This is a genomic window from Glutamicibacter mishrai (genome assembly GCF_012221945.1).
GTDB classification, from domain to species: Bacteria; Actinomycetota; Actinomycetes; order Actinomycetales; family Micrococcaceae; genus Glutamicibacter; species Glutamicibacter mishrai.
This window is the reverse complement of sequence record NZ_CP032549.1, coordinates 2881975-2901571: the sequence shown is the minus strand read 5'-3', so window position 1 is coordinate 2901571 and position 19597 is coordinate 2881975. Positions and strand designations below refer to the sequence as shown.

Below are 19597 nucleotides of genomic sequence, written 5' to 3'. Positions count from 1 at the left end.
TTGACGATTCAAAGGATTGCACCGCCCCATGGGAGAAAACTCTGGAGGACAAGCCAGCAAGCCTTCAAAGCGGGCTTCGCTTCCCCTGTCGCACTCAATGAAGGTATTCCACTGGTGGATGGCTTCGCTCACTGCCCTATTCCTTTTTGCCATTCCGATCATCATCGGCGTCATCCCGCCAATTGATTACAAAACAGATGATCTGCTTTTCAACGTTGGCGTGGGTTCTGCATTAGTTGGAATTGCCGCGATCTGCCTATGGGTATACCAAAGTCTCGACGACTGGCTGTTCCGGTTGGGCAAGGGGCCAACACGAGGCCGGAAGAACCGCTAGTCAACAGACCTGAATCGCTCTTCCCATTCCTCACGGGCTACCTTGAACGCCATGGAACCGTTATAGCCTTTGCGCCCAAGCATTCCGACCAAGCGGCGCAGGGCCTTATCCCGGTCCGCTCCCATTGATTCCGGGCGAAGCTTGGCGCGCACCAGCTCCCGGGCTCGCTGCTCCTCGGCTTCATCATCAATTTGCTCCAGGGCCTCGGCCGCGAGCTCATCGTCTACGCCTTTGGAACGCAGTTCGTGTTTGATGGCCCCGCGAGCGAGTCCTCGAGAGCGGGCCCGGGTGACGACCCAGGACTTGGCAAAACGCTGGTCATCAACGAGGTTGATTTCTGCATATCGCTCGATGACTTCGTCGGCGATATCCTCCGGGCAGTCTTTTTCCAGCAGCTTGTCTTTGAGCTGCTTTGCGGTCTTATCGCTTGCGGTGAGCTGGCGCAGCAGGATGCCTCGTGCCTTCTCACGCCATTGCTCGTCGGTCAGCTCTTCAGTCTCCCCAGATTCCCGGGCAACCTTGCGAGCTTCGCGCGCCTCGCGTCGTTCCTTTTTCGAGGGCTTCTCTGGGGCCGGAGCGGCAACGATGCGTTCCATCGCCGCGCGCAGTTCATCAACGCTCTCCGGCTTTTTGCTCTCTGCCGGCGCAGGAATGATGATGCGGCGATTACCGCGTTCAGGAAGTCTCGATTCGGTTGATCCACCGCTTCTCGGCTTTTCACCGCGGTCCTGCATTTCTTGTGGATCAGGCTTCGCCCAATCCGGCATATCGTCAAAGCTTCCTTGAAACTCTTTCGAAACGGACGTAGCGTCCGACCCGGATTTGTTTCCGGGGCGGACGCTACGTCGTTGGAAGTTTGAGGACACTACTTGTCGCCCTCGACAACTCGCAGTTCTGTCTCGTCTTCTTCAACTTCGTCCTTTGGCAGGACGCCAAGCTTCTGCAAGATCTGACGCTCGAGTTCGTCAGACAGGTCTGGGTTATCGCGCAGGAAGCGACGGGCATTTTCCTTGCCCTGGCCCAGCTGGTCTCCATCGTAGGTGAACCATGCACCGGACTTCTTGACCAGGTTATGCTCAACACCCATGTCGATCAGCGAGCCTTCGCGCGAGATTCCGTGACCGTAGAGGATGTCGAATTCAGCCTGCTTGAAAGGAGGAGCCATCTTGTTCTTGACGACCTTGCAGCGGGTACGGTTACCCACTGGGTTGGTGCCCTCTTTCAGGGTTTCAATGCGGCGAATATCGATACGAACCGAAGCGTAGAACTTCAGGGCCTTACCACCGGTGGTGGTCTCAGGGCTGCCGAAGAAGACGCCGATCTTTTCACGCAGCTGGTTGATGAAGATCGCAGTGGTCTTGGATGCCGACAGGCGACCGGTGATCTTGCGCAGAGCCTGCGACATCAGTCGAGCCTGAAGACCGACGTGGCTATCGCCCATTTCGCCTTCGATTTCGGCACGTGGTACCAGTGCTGCCACGGAGTCGATAACGATGATGTCCAACGCGCCGGAGCCTACGAGCATATCCATGATTTCCAGTGCCTGTTCACCGGTATCCGGCTGGGAAACCAGAAGCGCATCGGTATCTACGCCGAGCTTCTTGGCGTATTCCGGATCCAAGGCGTGCTCAGCATCGATGAAAGCGGCGACGCCGCCAGCCTTCTGCGCGCTGGCAACAGCATGCAGTGCCACGGTGGTCTTACCCGAAGATTCCGGGCCGTAGATTTCTACGACACGTCCGCGTGGCAGGCCGCCAATTCCCAGAGCGACATCCAATGCGACCGAACCGGTTGGGATCACTTCAATAGGCGCACGGGTTTCATCGCCCAGGCGCATGACCGAGCCCTTGCCATAGGCCTTGTCAATTTGGCCGAGGACAGCCTCTAGTGCCTTTTCTCGATCATTATTTGCTGCCATGGTTCACCTTTGCTCGTGCAAGCCGATAGCGACCTGCTCATGATTTATGTCCTGCTGTAGACAGTATGCTCGTCCACCGACACTTTGGACCCCGATAGCCCGCCAGTGTGGACAATCTCAGTGCTTAAGTTTTTGGTGCAGTTTCCTGCGTTGTTTCTAGGATAACCATATCCGAACAGATGTTCGAAATCCAACACGGCATTTTCGAAGTTTCGAAAACACAATTTTCGAGTTGTATGGCTAGGAATCCTTTGGTTCGATATCCACACCCAGCCAGCGCTCTGCGGGAACATCCTGGGCGCGGCATAGCGCTTCCCAGATTTGCTTGGGCTTGATGCCCTTGTTCAATGCCTCGGAAGGCGTAAGGCTCTCAAGTTCGGTCAGCGCCATGGAGTCGGCTAGGACGTGCGAGTACCGCGGCCCGAACTCGGCCTCCATGTTGCGCCAGAAATCGCTGATTTTCACCTAGTTATTCTCCCATGACATAGGCAAGGAGCCCACGCGGTGAGCGTGGGCTCCTTGTGCGGATCCGGAAAACTCGATTACTGAGTAGCGGACACCATAAGATTTTTTTGGACTTAGACCGAAGCCAATGGCTTTCCGGCGCTCTTGTCAGCGAACTCGTTGGCCATGTCGGTAGGCACGGTATCAGGGATGGCGATACCTTCAGCCAGTGCTACACGCTCGGATACCTCACGGAGCATCAGGGACAGGGGAATTTCTAGCGCCACGCAGATCGAGGAAAGCAGCTCCGAGGATGCTTCTTTCTGACCGCGTTCAACTTCGGAAAGATATCCGAGGGAAACTCGGGCGCTATGTGAAACCTCGCGAAGGGTTCGTCCTTGGCGCTGACGGACGTCGCGCAGAACATCGCCGATTTCATGACGGAGTACTACCATTTTGTGCTCCTCCTTCTCGGGCTGGACCGTATGGGCTTCTCCCATATCGCGCCAACGGACAACACCATTGACAGTAACGGGTTGCTTGACCATAAATTTAGCCTTTGCTCCTGGGTCCATCTCGAAGATCTGTTTAATACGGGGGCCATCCTTGCGGCCCTGTAATTCGTACAACGGCGGGTCATACGATTTTGTTCCCCGATCCTCAGCCTAATCTGAAAAATGCGACACATGCCACATAAAGCACGATTTTTGCGAAATATCTCGGGAGAAATAGTCTTACGCGTCTTACTGTGAAGAAGCTTTATTCAAGATGGTAGCCAACTGTTGAAGTGCCGCAGTGGCGCTTTGCTCGCGAATCTGCGCTCGGTCACCAACAAAGTGATGAACTTTGGATCCCGATTCTTCGCCCTTGGCCCAGCCGATGTAGACCGTCCCGACAGCCTTGCCGTCATGTGTGTCCGGTCCGGCAACTCCCGTGGCCGAGACGGCCAGATCCGCACCGCAAGCCTGCAGCGCGCCGATCGCCATCTGCCGAGCAACCTCGGGATCAACCGACCCCTGGGCTTCGAGCAGCTGCGCGTCAACGCCGAGCAGCTCCCGCTTCACATCGGATGAATAGCTGACAACTCCCCCACGCAGCACGGCCGATGCGCCAGGCACCTCGGCCAAGCGGGCGGCGATCATCCCAGCAGTGAGGGACTCTGCCGTAGCCAGCTGAACATCCTGTTCAATGGCTGCGGCAATGACGATGGGGGCCTGCGGCTTCATCATGGCCCGGGTCCTACTTCTGCTTCTTGGAAGCGGCGACCAGCTGGCCGGCCTTGATCAGGTACTCCACGCCGGTCACCACCGTCACCGCCACGGTCAGCATCATCAGATACCAGGCAACGGTGTGCAGCCATTCGATGGTCTGCGTGTACGGAAGCAGGTAGAGGCCGATCACGACCGACTGCAGAACGGTCTTGACCTTGCCGCCCATATTCGCGGCAATGACCCCATAGCGGATGACCACAACGCGCAGCAGGGTGATGCCCCATTCGCGAACCAGGATCACGATGGTGACCCACCATGGAAGCTCCGCCAGGATCGAGAAGCAGACGAGCGCGGATCCGGTGAGCAGCTTATCGGCGATCGGGTCGGCGATCTTGCCGAAGTTGGTGATCAGCCCGCGGCTGCGCGCCAGGTCCCCATCCAGCTTGTCCGTGTACATGGCCAGGACGAACAGCACCAGGGCAACCCAGCGCCAGAGCCCCTGCTGCGAATCATCGGCCAGCAGCGCCCAGACGAAGAAGGGCACCATGATGATGCGGATGGTCGTGAGCACATTGGCGATGTTCAGCGTCGGTACCGGTGGCTGGGCGCCGTGGCCAGCTTGCTCGCTCATGGGTTCTAGTTTCTTCCTGTCAGGTCCCAGGCGTCTTCGCCGGGTTCGTCGGAGCCGTCGAAGTAGTCAACGGCTTGCGGGCGATCATCCAGATCCTTGGCCACCAGGTCTTCGGCGTACTCGGCCACCGGATCTGCGTGGTTCACATTGGCTTCCTGCACCAGCGCGGCTTCGGTGGCCGACGGCGCGGTGGTGGCAGGATCATCGCCGCGCATGGCGGCCAGGACCATCGGCAGGTCATCGGGCTGGATGAGCACGTCGCGGGCCTTGGAACCCTCGGAAGGGCCCACCACTCCGCGCGATTCCATCAAGTCCATCAGGCGTCCTGCCTTGGCGAAGCCGACACGCAGCTTGCGCTGCAGCATCGAGGTGGAACCGAACTGGCTGGTGACCACGAGCTCGGTGGCCTGCAGCAGCAGGTCCAGATCGTCTCCGATGTCCTCGTCGATTTGCTTCTTCTTCTCGGCGGCCGGAATGACATCTTCCCGGTATTCCGGGGCCAGCTGTGTCTTGACGTGTTCGACCACGCGCTGGATCTCGGACTCGGTCACCCAGGCGCCCTGCACACGCATCGGCTTGGAGGTGCCCATCGGCAGGAACAGCGCGTCACCCTGGCCCAGCAGCTTTTCGGCGCCCGGCTGGTCCAGGACCACGCGGGAGTCGGTGACCGAAGAGGTCGCGAAGGCCATGCGCGAAGGCACGTTGGCCTTGATCAAACCGGTGACCACATCCACCGATGGACGCTGGGTCGCAAGCACCAGGTGGATACCGGCGGCACGAGCCAGCTGGGTGATGCGAACGATCGACTCTTCCACATCGCGCGGAGCGACCATCATCAGGTCGGCGAGCTCGTCCACGATCACCAAGAGGTACGGGTACGGCTTGAGCACGCGCTGCGAGCCCTCAGGCGGATGGACCTTGCCAGCTTTGACGGCCTTGTTGAAGTCGTCGATGTGCTTGTATCCGAAGTTCGCCAGATCGTCGTAGCGGGTGTCCATTTCGCGGACCACCCACTGCAAGGCTTCGGCGGCCTTCTTGGGGTTGGTGATGATCGGAGTGATCAGGTGCGGCACGCCCTCATAGGCGGTGAGTTCCACGCGCTTGGGGTCGACCATGACCATTCGCACTTCATCCGGGGTGGCGCGCATCAGGATCGAGGTGATCATCGAGTTCACGAACGAGGACTTACCTGCACCGGTGGCACCTGCCACCAACAGGTGCGGCATCTTGGCCAGATTGGCGACGACAAAGCCGCCTTCCACGTCCTTGCCCACGCCCATCACCATCGGATGTTCGGTCTTGCGGGCATTGTTGCTGCGCAGCACGTCGCCGAGGGCGACAACTTCCTTGTCGGTGTTCGGGATCTCGATGCCGATGGCGGACTTGCCTGGGATCGGCGAAAGGATGCGAACGTCCGAGGAGGCCACCGCGTAGGAGATGTTCTTGGCCAGGGCCGTGACCTTCTCCACCTTGGTGCCCGGAGACAGCTCGATTTCGTAGCGGGTCACCGTCGGGCCACGGGAGAATCCGGTGACCTGGGCGTCGACCTTGAACTGCTGCAGGGTGTTGGTCAGGGCGTCGACTACCACCTGGTTGGCTTCCGATGCTTCCTTGGCGGGCGGACCGGCGGGCAGGTAGCTGTCTTCTGGCAAGGTGTAGGTGACGTCGCCTGAGAGCTGCAGCTGCTCGCTGCGCGCCGGGATCGGTGCCTGCGGGCTGGCCGAGAGGCCGGCGGCCCGCGAGGATACCTGGTCCATGGCGGAGGTGGTGGCCTCTGGCTCTGCATTCAGTCCGATGTTGGCCATGATCTCGGCCATTTCGCTTTCGGCCTTGGTCGGGCGCTTCACACCTGGAGGCGGGCCGGCAGACTTGGGCGTCGACGCGGCCGGGATGGCCTGGGTGGCGGCTTCGGTGGCGTCGGGGCCATCGAAGTCCGGACGGGCGATGGCCTGGGTAGCGGCTTCATCGGCGTCGAAGATCTTGCCGGAATTGCGGTTGCTGACCGGCAGCGAGGTCGTCGAAGCTTCAGAGAAGTCTTCTGGTTCAATGACGGCCTTGTCGTAGGCGACATCACCCGGGCGCTCGGAGCTTTCGTGGCCGTCCACGTCGTAGACCTCGGTGACCTGGCGGGCCGCGGCAGCGCGGCGTTCGAAGAATCCTGGCTTCTTCTTTTTCGGCGCGGGCGCTACTGGCTCGTCTTCAGGGTAGAGATAGGACTGGTCGTGCTCTTCGCGCGTCGGATCCAATTCGGCCGGAGCGCTCTGGCGTGCAGGCTTGGGCGCATTCGGGTCCTGGCCCAGCAGGCGGTTGTAGCCGGCGCGGATTCGCTGTGGAATCTGGGTGAATGGTGTTGCAGTGACAATCAACAGGGACATGAATGCCAGGAAGATGAACACGGCCATGGCACCGGGAACCGTGATCAGCAAGCCCAATGGTGTTCCGAGAATGGAGCCAGCCATGCCGCCGGCATTCCACAAGACCTCGAAGTCATCGGTGACCGCTGGCGACCCTTGGGCCAGCGACGCGATGGATGAGCCGGAGAGCGTCATGATCAGCAGGCCGATGCCGATGCGGTTATTAGCCGTCACTGCTTCCGGGTAGCGGAAGAGCCGGAAGGCCCCGATAAACAAGATCACCGGCAGCAGCACGGCCATGAAGCCCAGGGTGCCGCCGACGACGGCGTGCACTCCTTGGCCGAACCAGCCTGATTCGCGCAGTCCCCACCATTCGATGATGGCCACGGTGATGGCGATCAGGGCGAGGAAAAGTCCTGTGCCGTCGCGGCGCAGTTCGTAGTCAGGGCTGACCGTTCCGCCGATGCGGCGGAAGGCGCCACCAAAAATCCGGGCGATGCCCATCCATACGCTGCGCAGGGCGCGTAAGGGCAGGGCGAGTTCCTGTTCCGGATTCTCGGGCGTTTTCTTGGAGGACGAAGAGCTGGACGCCTTGGGTTTACGCGTCGCCGGCTTCTTCGTCCCCTGAGACTGAGTACGTGGGGCCATAGTTCTAGCGTATCGCCAACAGCTGTATGCGCCCCGAATTTACACGTCTGCACGGGGTTTGGCGAGAGCTAGAGAATGATCACGTAATTGGCGGCTGGCCTATTTCGAATAGCCGATCACCAAAGTGTAGCCGCCAGCGCTTTTGAGGCAAGCATGTTTTCTGACTTTGTAGCCCGATGACTTGAAAGCCGCGACGGTGGCGGTTTCCATGGTGGCGCAGGTACCGGCGCTGGCCACCGGTTGGGTGTAGGTCTTGTTGCTCGCCTGGGCCGCTGGCACGGCGGCCAATCCCATCACACAGGCCAGGAGGCCGGCCATCGCACATGTGGCAAGACGACTGTTCAACTTCATTTTTCCTCCTCGGTCTTATCCCCGATGCCTCTCAGGCAACCTTCGCTCGCCGAGCCGCGGCGGTTATGTCGCGTCGATCCCGGCAGGCTCCAGTCCCACACCTCAAACATATGTTGGCTAGGCGCGATCTACAACTGATCACATCCAATTGGGGCTACGAGAAGTCCAATCCCAAGAGAGCATTTTCCGTGACTTCCGGTAGCGCAGGGTGGATCCAGTATTGCTCGGTGGCGACTTCGCGCACATCCAAATCGAACGCCATCACCGTGATCATCTGCTGGATCAACGTCGAGGCCTGCGGCCCCATGTAGTGGGCACCAAGCAGTTTGCCAGTGTTCCTATCAGCGATCAGCTTGGCCAGCCCGCTTTGATCTTCCATGGCCCAGCCGTAGGCCACATCACCGAACTTTTGCACTTTGACCGTGACCTCATGCCCTGCTTTGCGGGCTTCGTCCTCCGTCATGCCTACATAGGCGATTTGCGGATGGGTGAACACGGCGGCCGGGACATGGTCATGTGGCATCTTTTTCATGTTCTGCGGGTTGAGCAGGTTGTGCCGCACTGCGCGCATCTCCGCGTTAGCCACGTGCTTGAGCATGTACGGAGATGAGACATCACCTAATGCCCAGATGCCCTGGGCAGAGGTGGACCGGCCAAATTCGTCAACGCTGATGCGACCGTCCTCGGCTTTGATGCCGGCGCGTTCCACGTCGAGTTCGTCGCCGTTGGGAATGCGCCCTGTGGCCACCAACAGCACCTCGGCGCTAACGGTTGATTCATCATCCAGTGTCACGGTAATCCCGTGGCTGTCTTGGCTGACCCCCGTGATGTTCTTGCCGCGGTGCACATCGTAGCGTTGCGCGGCCAGCTCATTAAAGGGTTCACGCAGGTCGGTATCCAGATGGCGCAGCAGTTCTGAGCGGGCAATGATGCTCACCTTGGTGCCCAGGGCTTCGAAGACATGAGCGAATTCCATGGCGATATATCCGCCACCGACGATCACTATCGATTCCGGCTGCCGGGCCAGGCGCATGATGTCTTCATTGGTATGGAAATGGACACCGCTTTCAGCAATCACTTCGGGGATGAAAGGACGGGATCCGGCGGCCAGAACGATCTGATCCGCGCTGATAGTCAGCTCTTCCGCTCCCCGTCCGGTCTTGAGCGTCCGCTCGGCGACGAACCGGGCATGCTGGTCATAAACGTCGATGTTCGGGGTCTTATCCCCTCGGCGATATTCTTCTCCGCCTCTGGCGATGAGATCGATCCGCTGATCAAAAACTCGATTGACGATGCCTGGCCAATCCACCGAATTCACTTGGGCATCGATTCCCAAGCGCGAGGCCTCGCGGGTTTCCAATGCGGTATCGGCGGCATAGACGTACATCTTGGTTGGGATGCAGCCAACGTTGAGGCAAGTGCCTCCGAAGGTTCCCTTTTCGATGATGGCAATGGATTTGTCGTCGAATTCGGGGCCGGGAATCGAATTGCCCGAACCTGTGCCGAGAATGATCAAATCGTAGTGCTTGTCTATCGAAACAGCAGTGGAAGTCATCTTGCTAAGTCCCTTTCAGGGTGACGGATTGCTCTTCCCGGAGGTTATCACCCTGGCAATGATTCGCCGGGTTGAGGTGGTGTTAAAGCAATCCAGCGGCCAGCCACTGGTATCTGATCCGGTGGCTGGCCGCTGGATAAAATCGCTTATCGCAGCGGTGCTGTGCCTAGAGGCCCTGCTCCGAGAGCCACGATTTGGCGATATCAGCAGCCGACTTCTTATCGACAGTGCTCTGGACGTTCAGGTCAATCAGCTCCTGGGCGGTGAGCTTTTCGCTGACCGGGTTCAAGACCTCCCCGAGCTTCGACGACTGATCCGCGGTGACCACCGGAACGACATTCGAGGCCAGGAAGAGGGACTTGGGGTCCTCAAGCACAACAAGGTCTTCGGTCTTGATGCGTGGATCAGCGGTGAACACATTGGCCACGTTGACCGTACCGGCCACAAGATCTTCCACCGTGGTGTCACCGGTCGCCGAGAACTCGGCCTTCACGCCGTAGGTGCTCTCCAGGCCCTTCGGCCCGTAGGGGCGCTCTGCCAGTTCAGGCGGGCCGCCAAGGGTCAGCTGGTCCTTGGCCTTCGCTAGATCCTCGATGCTCTTCAGGTTGTTGTCCTGCGCAAATTTGCGGGTCACCGTGTAGGAGTCCTGGTCAGAAGCTTCAGCCTCATCGAGGACTGCCAGCGACTCAGGAAGCTCCTTCTCCAGTTCCTTGTAGACATCTTCGGATGAACGCGCCTTGGTATCTTCCTTGAAGAACTGGAGCAGATTGCCGGTGTACTCAGGGAAGACATTGATGCTGCCATTCTCCAGCTGAGGCATGTAGGCATCGCGCTGTCCGATGTTGAACTGGCGTTCGACTTCCAAGCCTGAATTCTCAAGAGCCTGCGCGTAGATTTCAGCGACGATCTCGTTGGAATAGTAGGCCTGCGAACCCACAACGACTTTTTCGGATCCCGACTTCTCGGAACTGCTCTGCGTCGCTAGCGGATCCGAGCTGGAGCATCCGGCCAAAGCCAAAGACCCCGCGGCCGCCACTGCCGCCGCGCGCGCCACCTGTTTGATTTTCATGTCAGTTCCTTATCTTCCGCTTTTGAGTGATCCGCTTTGTGCTTTTTAGTTGTCGTCTTCGAGAAGCCTAGTCCACGTGGGACGGAGGCCTTCTGGGCTAGTGCAAGTAGCAAATCAAGCAGCAGCGCCAGCACCGCAACCATCAATGCGCCACCGAGCACCATGTCGAATCGGCGCAGGTTCAACCCGGTAATGATTGGAAGTCCCAGTCCCCCGAGGTTCACATAGGCTGCGATCGTTACCGTCGCTACCACCTGCAAGGTCGCCGCCCGAATTCCTCCGAGCAGCAGGGAAAGCCCCAAAGGGATCTCAACCTTCAACAAGATCTGCCATTCAGTCATTCCCATAGCCCGGGCCGCATCGACGGTTTTTCGATCGATGGCCTCGAATCCGGTATAGGCTCCGGCGAGCAACGAGGGTATGGCGAGGACAACAAATGCCACGAGCGCCGCTGCCGGCTTATGGGTGACGCCGAAAAGCAGAACCAACAAGATCAGCAGGCCGAAAGAAGGCACTGCGCGGGCAACGCCCGCGGCTGCCACCGCGATCTCGCGCCCCTTGCCGGTATGGCCAATGGCCCATCCGACAGGGATGGCGATGATTCCGGCGATGACAATCGAGAGCATGGTGAAGAGCAGATGCTGCCCCAGCAGCGCATGTAGCCCGTCTTTGCCTTCCCATTGTTCGGGGGCGAATAGCCATTTGAATGCTTCAACGAGTAGGTTCATGAGGCAACCACCTGCTCACTGTTCGACGAGCTTCTGGCCTTCTGTTGCGGATTTTGCCGGCTCCAGGGCATGAGCCAGCGGCCCAACAGAACCAGGAGCAGGTCAACGATCAAGGCAATGAGAGCCACCGCCATCAGGCCCGAAAACACCTCGATGATGATGCGCCGCTGCAGGCCGTTGGTGAACAAGTAGCCAAGGTTCGTGACACCGACCAGGATTCCCACTGTGGCTAGCGAAATCGTGCTCACCGCAGTCACTCGAAGCCCCGCCAGGATGACCGGTCCGGCCAAGGGCAGATCCACGGCGAAGAAGCGGCGAGCGTTGCCATAGCCCATGGCAGTGGCTGCCGAACGCGCTGCCGAATCCACCGAGTTCAGTCCGTCCACGACGCCCCGGACCATGATGGCCACCGCATAGATGCTCAGAGCGATAATCAAGTTCGCTTCGCTGATGGCGCTCATTCCGGTGATCACCGGAAGAATCATCAGCAAAGCCAGCGAGGGAATGGTGTAGAGCAATCCTGTCAGCGTGACGAGCGGTCCGCCGACCAATTTGTAGCGCCAGGCAATCCAGCCCAGCGGGATGGACAGCACGAACCCGATCAGGATCGCGATCAACGACTGGCGCAGGTGCTCGATGGAGAGTGAAGCAATCAAGGCCAGGTTTTCTGAAATCCAGGTCATTAACGCGGTCCATCCTCAACCAGGCGGCCTTGCGTGCGGCCCTGGGCGTCAACCAATACCGGGCCGTGCGCCGTCTGCTTGACACTCAGCGCCCTGGATCCGCGCTCGGCGCCGATGAAGGAAGAGACAAAATCGTTGGCGGGATTCTCTATGATTTCGCTCGGAGTGCCCACTTGCAGTTTCTGGGCGCCTGCGGCGAGGATGACTACCTGGTCCCCCAGCAAGAACGCTTCGTCGATGTCGTGGGTGACAAAAACGATCGTCTTGTCCAGTTCCTTCTGCAATCTCAGCAGCTCGTTCTGCAGTTCGGTGCGGACGATCGGGTCCACTGCACCAAAAGGCTCATCCATCAGCAGGATATTGGGGTCCGAAGCCAAGCCGCGGGCTACGCCGACGCGCTGCTGCTGGCCTCCGGATAACTGGTGAGGATACCTGTCGGCCATGGAATCAGAAAGCCCGACCGTCTCCATCAGCTCCAGGGCTCGACGACGCGTGGACTTCCTCGACTCCCCCATCAAGCGCGGGACTGTTGCGATATTCTCTGTGACGGTGAAGTGCGGGAGCAGCCCCGAATTCTGCATGACGTAGCCAATGCTCCGGCGCAATTCCACAGCATTCTTAGCCGAGATATCTTCTCCGTCGATGCGTACCGCGCCTGCACTGGGATCCACCATGCGGTTGATCATCCGCAGCAGGGTCGTCTTGCCGCAACCGGAGGATCCGACAAAGACGGTCGAACTGTGGGCGGGGATTTGCAGGTTGAAGTCGCTGACCGCAACGGTGCCATCTGGATAGTGCTTGGAAATATTTTCGAATTCGATCACGTGCCGACTCCTCATGATGGCTTTGAAGATAATTCTGCACCATAAAGCAGCTTCACGACACAAAGGACAGGACCAACACGCGGACCAACTGGATGATCAGCGGAAGAATAATCTACTGGTCAAAAGTAGGATCGGATTGTCGTCATCACCAACTTGAAGGATCACCATGAAGATTCGCGCCCTGCTTATGCTCGCCCCGGCCCTGCTCACCTCGTCGCTGGCACTTGCCGCGCCCGCTGCAGCAAGCCAGTCGCTGCCTGCTCCTACGGAAGAGTGGGAATCCGCGACGCTGCTGGAAGTCGGCACTGGCAAGGTATTGGGCCATTGGGTCCCTGCCCAATGGGAAATGGTGATCGAAATGGAAGTGAAAACCGGTCGCGTGTTGCAGCGCATCGCGTGCGATGAATGGCAGGATGCCAACGCTCCGCAAGGCTGCGATGGCCAGGAGGTTGGCATGGCACCGTACCGGCCTGCGCAGCTTGCCGGGCTGCTCGGCCTGGTCAAGGGCGTAGCGAGCGCATAAAGCCCAGAGACAAGCAATGCCCCAAACCAGGTACCTGGTTTGGGGCATTCTTGGTTGAAGCCTAGGCTTCGAGAACTACCGGAACGATCATCGGGCGGCGACGCAGCTTGCGCGATACCCACGAGCCGATCACACGGCGCGTGATCTGCTGCAGCTGGTGCGTGGTGTGGTTCGGGTTATTCGATACCGCCTCCACGATCGCGGCTGCGATCTTCGGCTTGATTTCGTTGAAGACCGAGTCTTCTTCGGCCACGCCGCGGGCGTGGATATCCGGGCCGGAGATGATGGTGCCGTTCTGGCGGTTGATCACGGTGATGACCGAGATGAAGCCTTCCTCGCCCAGGGTGACTCGGTCCTTGAGGTCGTCATCGGTGATGGTGCCGACCTTGGAACCGTCAACGTAGACATAACCGCATTCTACCTGGCCAACGAGCTGGGCAACGCCGTCCTTCATGTCGATGACGGATCCGTCTTCTGCCAGCAGCACGTTCTCTTCCGGCACGCCGGACTGCGCGGCCAGGCGGCCGTTGGCGATCAGGTGGCGGGTTTCGCCGTGTACCGGCAATACATTCTTCGGGCGAAGGATGTTGTAGCAGTAGAGCAGCTCGCCGGCCGAGGCGTGGCCGGAAACGTGGACCTTGGCCATGCCCTTGTGGATGACCTCGGCGCCCAAGCGCATCAGGCCGTTGATCACGCGGAAGACCGAGTTCTCGTTGCCCGGGATCAGGCTGGAGGCCAGGATGACGGTGTCCCCCGGGTTGATCTGCACCTTGTGTTCGCCGTTGGCCATGCGCGATAGCGCGGCCATTGGCTCGCCCTGCGAACCGGTGGACATCAATACGACCTTGTGGTCCGGCAGCGAATCGATCTGCTTGAGATCTACCAGCACACCCTGAGGGATATCCAGGTAGCCAAGGCGTTCGGCGATGCCCATGTTGCGGACCATCGAGCGGCCGATGAAGGCCACATTGCGACCGTGCATGGCGGCGGCATCCAGGACCTGCTGCACGCGGTGAACGTGCGAGGAGAAGGAAGCGACGATGATGCGGCGGCGGGCGCGAGCGAACTTGGCTTCGAGCACTGGGCCAATTTCGCGTTCTGCCACGGTGAAGCCAGGCACTTCGGCGTTGGTGGAGTCAGGCAGGAACAGGTCCACGCCTTCCTCGCCCAGACGCGCGAAGTGGCGAAGGTCGGTGATGCGGCCGTCAAGCGGCAGCTGGTCCATCTTGAAGTCGCCGGTGTGCAGCACGGTGCCGGCTTCGGTGCGCAGGAACACGGCCAGTGCGTCAGGGATCGAGTGGTTCACGGCGACAAATTCGCATTCGAAGTTGCCGATCTGCGCGATCTCGCCTTCCACCACGATGTTGGTGTTGGCCTTGATCCGGTGCTCTGCCAGCTTCGCTTCGACGAAGGCCAAGGTCAGCTTCGACCCATACAGCGGGATGTCTTCGCGCAGGCGCAACAGGTAAGGGACTGCACCGATGTGGTCCTCGTGGCCGTGGGTGAGCACAACGCCCACCACATCGTCCAAGCGGTCCTTGATGTACGAGAAGTCCGGCAGGATCAGATCCACGCCAGGCTGGTGCTCCTCGGGGAAGAGCACACCGCAGTCGACGATCAACAGTTTCCCGTTGAGTTCGAAGACGGTCATGTTTCGGCCGACTTCGCCCAGGCCGCCGAGGGGAACAATTCGCATTGTCCCCTTCTTCAGCCGAGCCGGCGTCTGCAAACGTGCAGAGTCGGCCTTACCTACTGAACTCTCAGTCATATGTAGTTAGTCCCTTTCGTTACAGATCCCATCCACCTTCACGTAGGTCCGCGCGGATGGCATCGAGCTCTGCGTCCGACGGTGCCACAAGCGGCAGCCGGACGACGGTGTTCGGCAGGACACCCTGCCAGTGAAGTCCATATTTTGCGGCCACGGCGCCCTGAATGTGGCCCATGATGCCGCGCTGGATCGCGTCCAGCTCAAAGTGTGTGGTGCGTGCGGTGGCCAAATCACCTGCATGCATTGCATTAACAAGCGTACGGTACTTCGCGGCAGCAACGTGAGCCGTGACCGAAACCACGCCGACAGCACCGGCTGCCATGAGCGGCAAAGTCAGCGAATCGTCGCCCGAATACACGTGCAGGTCGGTGTTGGCCAGCACCGTGGTGGTGGACTGGTAATCGGCCTTGGCGTCCTTCAACGCGATGACCTGAGGAATCTTGGCGAGTTCAATAATCGTTTCGGGCGCCAGCGCGATTCCGGTGCGACCTGGAATGTCGTAGAGCATGATGGGCAGTTCGACAGCTTCAGCGATGGCCTTGACGTGGGCAATCACGCCAGCCTGGCTTGGCTTGTTGTAGTACGGGGTGGTCAACAGCACACCGTCAACGCCAGCTTCCTTCGCTGCGAGCGAGAGCTTGATCGAGTGGCGGGTGTCGTTGGTGGTGGAGCCGGCCAGCACGGCAGCGCGGTCGCCGACAGCTGCGACAACAGTGCGGAACATCTGGATGTTCTCTTCGTCGCTCAACGTCGAAGTCTCGCCGGTAGTGCCGGTGACGACCAATCCGTCGCAGCCATCGTCGACGAGCTTCTGGGCCAATTTAGCTGCGAGCGCGTAGTCGACTTCCCCCGCATCATTGAAGGGGGTGACCATTGCAGTGAGCACGGTGCCAAACGGGTATGCCTGATTATCAATTGCACTTGTAGCCATGGTTTTAAATCTACACTCGCGCATGTTGCTATGGCATCCTTCCCCTCTTCCGTGGTGCGATGTTTCCATGCATATTTTGGGGAAGCCGCAACGCATTCAGGCTGTCGATATTGCCCGCCTTGTGGCCATCCTGGGAATGTTCGCCGCGCATGTTTACCCGCTGTACAAATACACCGGTCCAGAGGCCTACTCCCCAACATTTACCGGGGCTGTAGCTTCTGGACGGGCTTCGGTTTTGTTCATGGTGCTGGCTGGATTGTCGCTGACTTTGATGAGCAATTCGCTGGCGCGCAAAGGCTTTTCCCACCCTAAGATTTACTCAGTCCTTGCTCGGAGAGCATTAATTATTGCCGTGCTCGGAATGGTGATTGGGACGATAAATGAAGGCATCGCAGTCATTCTTGTCCACTATGGGCTACTATTTCTGTTGCTTCCTCTGACTCTCAGGCTCTCAAGGGCAACCATTTTGGTAGTCTCGGCAGTTTGGCTGGTTCTCTCCCCCATTATTTGGCGCCCGTTGGCAGCCGACGCGTTAGGGCAGTCTTTAGGACACAATCCCAGCTTTGCCGACATCCTTCACCCAGCGCTACTCCTCCAAGATCTGACCGTCACCGGCTACTACCCGCTTCTAGTTTGGATTGGCTATGGGTTGCTCGGTATCGCCCTGGGCAAATGCGATCTGGGAAGCAGGAAAACAGCAAGTGTCTTAGTACTGATTGGTACTCTCGTGGCGATCGCCAGCTACGTTGCAGGTCGCATCACAAGCCTCGGCCACGTCGAGCAAATCGCCGCTGCCGCCCGAACGGACCCGACCCTCGTGCCAACACTGATTACGACCGGACGGCTTCCCGGGAAATCCCTCGACCCATATCTGGCAGATGCCGCATATCTCTGGCTGCCCACCGGGCACAGCAACGGGCTGCTCGCCACGGTGCATGCCGCAGCCTGCGCCGTGGCAGTTATCGGGCTGCTATTGCTCATCGCGCCCCGTCTCGGACTGCTCGGCCGGGTTCTTGCCGGCGCAGGACGAGCCCCGCTGACCTTGTATGCAGGCCACTTGGTTCTGCTGCCCGTGCTGGATAATTTCCTCGAGCCATCAACGATTTGGTGGATCTTGTGCGCGCTCACCGCCTGCTGCGGACTGTGGCTCGGATTTTCCAAGGCATCGGGGCCACTTGAATTCTGCGTCAGAGTACTCAGCGGCGCCGAGGCAAAGCCCGGCTCCACTAATCTGGCTGGCGGAAACTAGCCGCGGAAAAACCGCATCTGAAGACGAGTACCCCCTGTTTAGCTGCGGCGAACGCAAAAATCCGCTGGATCCCGGTACCCAATTTGTATTTGGATACCGGGTTCCAGCGGATCAGCCATGCGAATTTCTCAGTCTTGCTTGAAGGCCGCATCAAATGAAGTCGACGATGCAGGGAAATCCAACTGTTTCAGCGCGGCCAAAGCCTGTGGAGCTCCATAAAGCCGATCCATGCCGGCGTCTTCCCATTCGATAGAAATTGGACCGTCGTAGCCGATTGCTGTCAGTGCCCTAAACGCATCCTCCCATGGCACATCACCGCGTCCCGCGGAGACGAAGTCCCAACCACGTCGAGGATCGCCCCAGGGCAGGTGCGATCCCAAACCACCATTGCGGCCATTGCCCATCCGCATTCGGGTGTCCTTGCAATCTACGTGATAGATCCGGTCGGCAAAGTCGGAGATGAATCCAACGGTATCGATCCCTTGCCACACCATATGGCTGGGATCCCAGTTCAATCCGAATGCTTCGCGATGACCGATGGCTTCAAGAGTTTTCACCGTAGACCAGTAGTCGTAAGCAATCTCCGAGGGATGCACCTCATGCGCAAATCTCACGCCACACTCGTCAAATACGTCAAGAATCGGATTCCATCGATCAGCGAAATCTTTGTAGCCAGCATCGATCACTTCAGCTGGCACTGGCGGGAACATCGCCACATATTGCCAAATTGAAGATCCGGTGAAACCGACGACGGTATCAACACCTAGTCGTTGCGCCAGCCGAGCGGTATTTTTCATTTCCTCGGCGGCTCGCTGGCGTACTCCTTCAGCATCGCCGTCGCCCCAAACCCGATCGCCAACGATTGCCTGATGGCGGAAGTCAATCGGGTTGTCGCACACAGCCTGGCCCTTGAGATGATTAGAAATGGTCCATACTTTCAAACCGTATTTTTCTAATATGCCCAATCGTTCTGAGATGTACTCGTCATCATCCCAACGCCAAGCGTCAAGGTGCTCTCCGGAGACCGCGATCTCCAAACCGTCATAGCCCCACTCAGAAGCAAGCCGAGCTACTTCTTCCAGTGGCAGGTCGGCCCACTGGCCTGTGAAAAGTGTGAAATTATGTGTCACCTCAGGACTCCTAAACTTTGGATTCGATCTGTCTGTAACGCGCTGGTTTACGCGGTGGCCGTCCATATGCTGTCGTTAGCCGCACTTTGCTGGACCGCATCCAGGACTCGCTGCACCTGATGTCCGTCCTCAAAGGAAGGAGTCGGTTGTTGCCCCTCTCCGATAGCTTCGATGAAATCTTTTGCTTGATGAACGAAACCGTGCTCATATCCCAGCGTGTGTCCAGTAGGCCACCACGCGGAGATATATGGGTGTTCTTCCTCGGTGACCATGATTTGGGCAAATCCTTGACGAGTGCTCACGGCCGTTGCGTCGTAATAGCCCAGCGAATTGTAGTTTTCAAGGTCGAAGGAAATAGCGCCTTTGGAACCCGATACTTCAATCCGCAGCGAATTCTTGCGCCCAGTCGCCATACGGGTTGCTTCAAAGGTGCCAAGCGCTCCCCCGTCAAAGCGTGCAGTAAAGGCAGCTGCATCGTCCACGCTGACTTCGCCATGCTGTGAAGGATCTTCGAGCAATGGACGTTCATGGACAAAGGTCTGCATCAGGCCGCTCACACCCACGATTTTTTGTCCTGTAATGAATTGCGAAAGGTCCACCGCGTGCGCACCAATGTCCCCCAGGGCACCCGTGCCAGCGTGTTCCTTTTGCAACCGCCACGTCAGCGGCGAGCTGGCATCGTACAACCAATCCTGCAAGTAAGCGGCCCGAACTTGACGCACCTCGCCAATCGCTCCCGAAGTCACTAGCTCGCGCGCGAAGGTTGCCGCTGGCACCCTACGGTAGGTAAATCCGACCATCGCTTTAATGCCACTGCCTGCACTGCGCGCAGCGGCTGCCATCACTTCCGCCTCAGCCAGGGTATTGGCCAAAGGCTTTTCGCAAAGTACGTGCTTGCCAGCGGCCAGGGCTGCAATGGCAATTTCGGCGTGAGAATTTCCGGGGGTGACGATGTCCACCACGTCAATGTCGTCCCGTTCAATGGCTGTGCGCCAATCCGTAGACGTTTCAGCCCAGCCCCATTTTTCCGCGGCCGCTTCGACACCGGCAGCTTGGCGACCTACCAACAAGGTCATTTCTGGTTGCAAGGGTAAGTCAAAAAACCTCGGGGCGACTCGCCATCCTTGAGAATGCGCCGCACCCATAAATCCGTGCCCAATGAGGGCAATTTTCAGGGCTGGTTTTTGCTTGGGCATGTGTTTCCTCCTGCGAAGGATATCTATGGGGGTCCGGTTCGGGGCAGCGT

At 58.9% G+C, this 19597-nt stretch carries 20 protein-coding genes; 3 read left to right on the top strand and 17 right to left on the bottom strand.

Features of this window, described 5'->3' with window-relative positions; genetic code table 11:
• Nucleotides 1-28 precede the first annotated feature (28 nt).
• Nucleotides 29-334 (top strand): hypothetical protein, encoded by a 306-nt coding sequence (locus tag D3791_RS13655; RefSeq protein WP_022875854.1) that lies wholly within the window; start codon nucleotides 29-31, stop codon nucleotides 332-334.
• Here the strand turns inward: D3791_RS13655 and D3791_RS13650 are convergent.
• From D3791_RS13650 to D3791_RS13590, 13 genes are all read right to left on the bottom strand, one after another.
• A complete protein-coding gene (locus tag D3791_RS13650; RefSeq protein ID WP_022875855.1) occupies nucleotides 331-1101 on the bottom strand; it encodes a regulatory protein RecX in 771 nt (256 codons plus the stop codon). The two genes, D3791_RS13655 and D3791_RS13650, sit on opposite strands and share 4 nt — an antisense overlap.
• 98 nt (nucleotides 1102-1199) lie before the next feature.
• Complete coding sequence (recA, locus tag D3791_RS13645) at nucleotides 1200-2252, bottom strand: recombinase RecA (protein ID WP_022875856.1); 1053 nt, start codon at nucleotides 2250-2252, stop codon at nucleotides 1200-1202.
• A gap of 240 nt (nucleotides 2253-2492) precedes the next feature.
• The gene (locus D3791_RS13640; RefSeq protein WP_022875857.1) at nucleotides 2493-2717 is read right to left on the bottom strand and encodes a DUF3046 domain-containing protein; all 225 of its coding nucleotides are present in this window, start codon (nucleotides 2715-2717) and stop codon (nucleotides 2493-2495) included.
• Nucleotides 2718-2830: 113 nt separating this feature from the next.
• Complete coding sequence (locus tag D3791_RS13635; protein WP_022875858.1) at nucleotides 2831-3244, bottom strand: helix-turn-helix domain-containing protein; 414 nt, start codon at nucleotides 3242-3244, stop codon at nucleotides 2831-2833.
• Nucleotides 3245-3439: 195 nt separating this feature from the next.
• On the bottom strand, nucleotides 3440-3925 hold the full coding sequence (locus D3791_RS13630; RefSeq protein ID WP_022875859.1) for a nicotinamide-nucleotide amidohydrolase family protein: 486 nt from the start codon (nucleotides 3923-3925) through the stop codon (nucleotides 3440-3442).
• Between the two features lie 10 nt (nucleotides 3926-3935).
• Nucleotides 3936-4538 (bottom strand): CDP-diacylglycerol--glycerol-3-phosphate 3-phosphatidyltransferase, encoded by a 603-nt coding sequence (gene pgsA / locus D3791_RS13625; RefSeq protein WP_172512526.1) that lies wholly within the window; start codon nucleotides 4536-4538, stop codon nucleotides 3936-3938.
• 5 nt (nucleotides 4539-4543) lie between these two features.
• Nucleotides 4544-7540 carry an FtsK/SpoIIIE family DNA translocase gene (locus D3791_RS13620; RefSeq protein ID WP_172512525.1) on the bottom strand — a complete coding sequence of 999 codons (2997 nt, stop codon included), beginning with the start codon at nucleotides 7538-7540 and terminating at the stop codon, nucleotides 4544-4546.
• 99 nt (nucleotides 7541-7639) lie between these two features.
• Nucleotides 7640-7891 (bottom strand): hypothetical protein, encoded by a 252-nt coding sequence (locus D3791_RS13615; RefSeq protein ID WP_152485545.1) that lies wholly within the window; start codon nucleotides 7889-7891, stop codon nucleotides 7640-7642.
• 154 nt (nucleotides 7892-8045) lie between these two features.
• Nucleotides 8046-9446 (bottom strand): mycothione reductase, encoded by a 1401-nt coding sequence (mtr, locus tag D3791_RS13610; protein ID WP_172512524.1) that lies wholly within the window; start codon nucleotides 9444-9446, stop codon nucleotides 8046-8048.
• Nucleotides 9447-9612: 166 nt separating this feature from the next.
• A complete protein-coding gene (locus tag D3791_RS13605) occupies nucleotides 9613-10515 on the bottom strand; it encodes an ABC transporter substrate-binding protein (protein ID WP_172512523.1) in 903 nt (300 codons plus the stop codon).
• A complete protein-coding gene (locus tag D3791_RS13600; RefSeq protein WP_172512522.1) occupies nucleotides 10512-11243 on the bottom strand; it encodes an ABC transporter permease in 732 nt (243 codons plus the stop codon). Before D3791_RS13600 ends, D3791_RS13605 begins: the two co-directional genes overlap by 4 nt.
• Nucleotides 11240-11926 (bottom strand): ABC transporter permease, encoded by a 687-nt coding sequence (locus D3791_RS13595; RefSeq protein WP_172512521.1) that lies wholly within the window; start codon nucleotides 11924-11926, stop codon nucleotides 11240-11242. The genes D3791_RS13600 and D3791_RS13595 overlap by 4 nt, the downstream gene beginning before the upstream one ends.
• Nucleotides 11926-12750, bottom strand: coding sequence for an ABC transporter ATP-binding protein (locus D3791_RS13590; RefSeq protein ID WP_172512520.1), 825 nt, complete (start codon nucleotides 12748-12750; stop codon nucleotides 11926-11928). Before D3791_RS13590 ends, D3791_RS13595 begins: the two co-directional genes overlap by 1 nt.
• 166 nt (nucleotides 12751-12916) lie before the next feature.
• Here D3791_RS13590 and D3791_RS13585 point away from each other — a divergent pair, with 166 nt between their 5' ends.
• Nucleotides 12917-13273 carry a hypothetical protein gene (locus D3791_RS13585; protein WP_172512519.1) on the top strand — a complete coding sequence of 119 codons (357 nt, stop codon included), beginning with the start codon at nucleotides 12917-12919 and terminating at the stop codon, nucleotides 13271-13273.
• 61 nt (nucleotides 13274-13334) lie between these two features.
• Here D3791_RS13585 and D3791_RS13580 read toward each other — a convergent pair whose 3' ends face one another.
• Nucleotides 13335-15041, bottom strand: a complete 1707-nt coding sequence (locus tag D3791_RS13580) for a ribonuclease J (RefSeq protein ID WP_172512518.1) — start codon at nucleotides 15039-15041, stop codon at nucleotides 13335-13337.
• A 19-nt stretch (nucleotides 15042-15060) separates the two neighbouring features.
• Nucleotides 15061-15972 (bottom strand): 4-hydroxy-tetrahydrodipicolinate synthase, encoded by a 912-nt coding sequence (gene dapA / locus D3791_RS13575; RefSeq protein WP_061954736.1) that lies wholly within the window; start codon nucleotides 15970-15972, stop codon nucleotides 15061-15063.
• Between the two features lie 67 nt (nucleotides 15973-16039).
• Between dapA and D3791_RS13570 the strand changes: the two genes are divergently transcribed.
• Entirely contained in the window at nucleotides 16040-17221 is a 1182-nt protein-coding gene (locus tag D3791_RS13570; protein WP_172512517.1) for a heparan-alpha-glucosaminide N-acetyltransferase domain-containing protein, read from the top strand.
• A 128-nt stretch (nucleotides 17222-17349) separates the two neighbouring features.
• On the opposite strand, the gene D3791_RS13565 is transcribed toward D3791_RS13570, so the two are convergent.
• Both D3791_RS13565 and D3791_RS13560 read right to left on the bottom strand, forming a co-directional pair.
• Complete coding sequence (locus D3791_RS13565; RefSeq protein ID WP_172512980.1) at nucleotides 17350-18351, bottom strand: sugar phosphate isomerase/epimerase family protein; 1002 nt, start codon at nucleotides 18349-18351, stop codon at nucleotides 17350-17352.
• Nucleotides 18352-18398: 47 nt separating this feature from the next.
• The gene (locus D3791_RS13560) at nucleotides 18399-19547 is read right to left on the bottom strand and encodes a Gfo/Idh/MocA family protein (RefSeq protein WP_022875873.1); all 1149 of its coding nucleotides are present in this window, start codon (nucleotides 19545-19547) and stop codon (nucleotides 18399-18401) included.
• Nucleotides 19548-19597 lie beyond the last annotated feature (50 nt).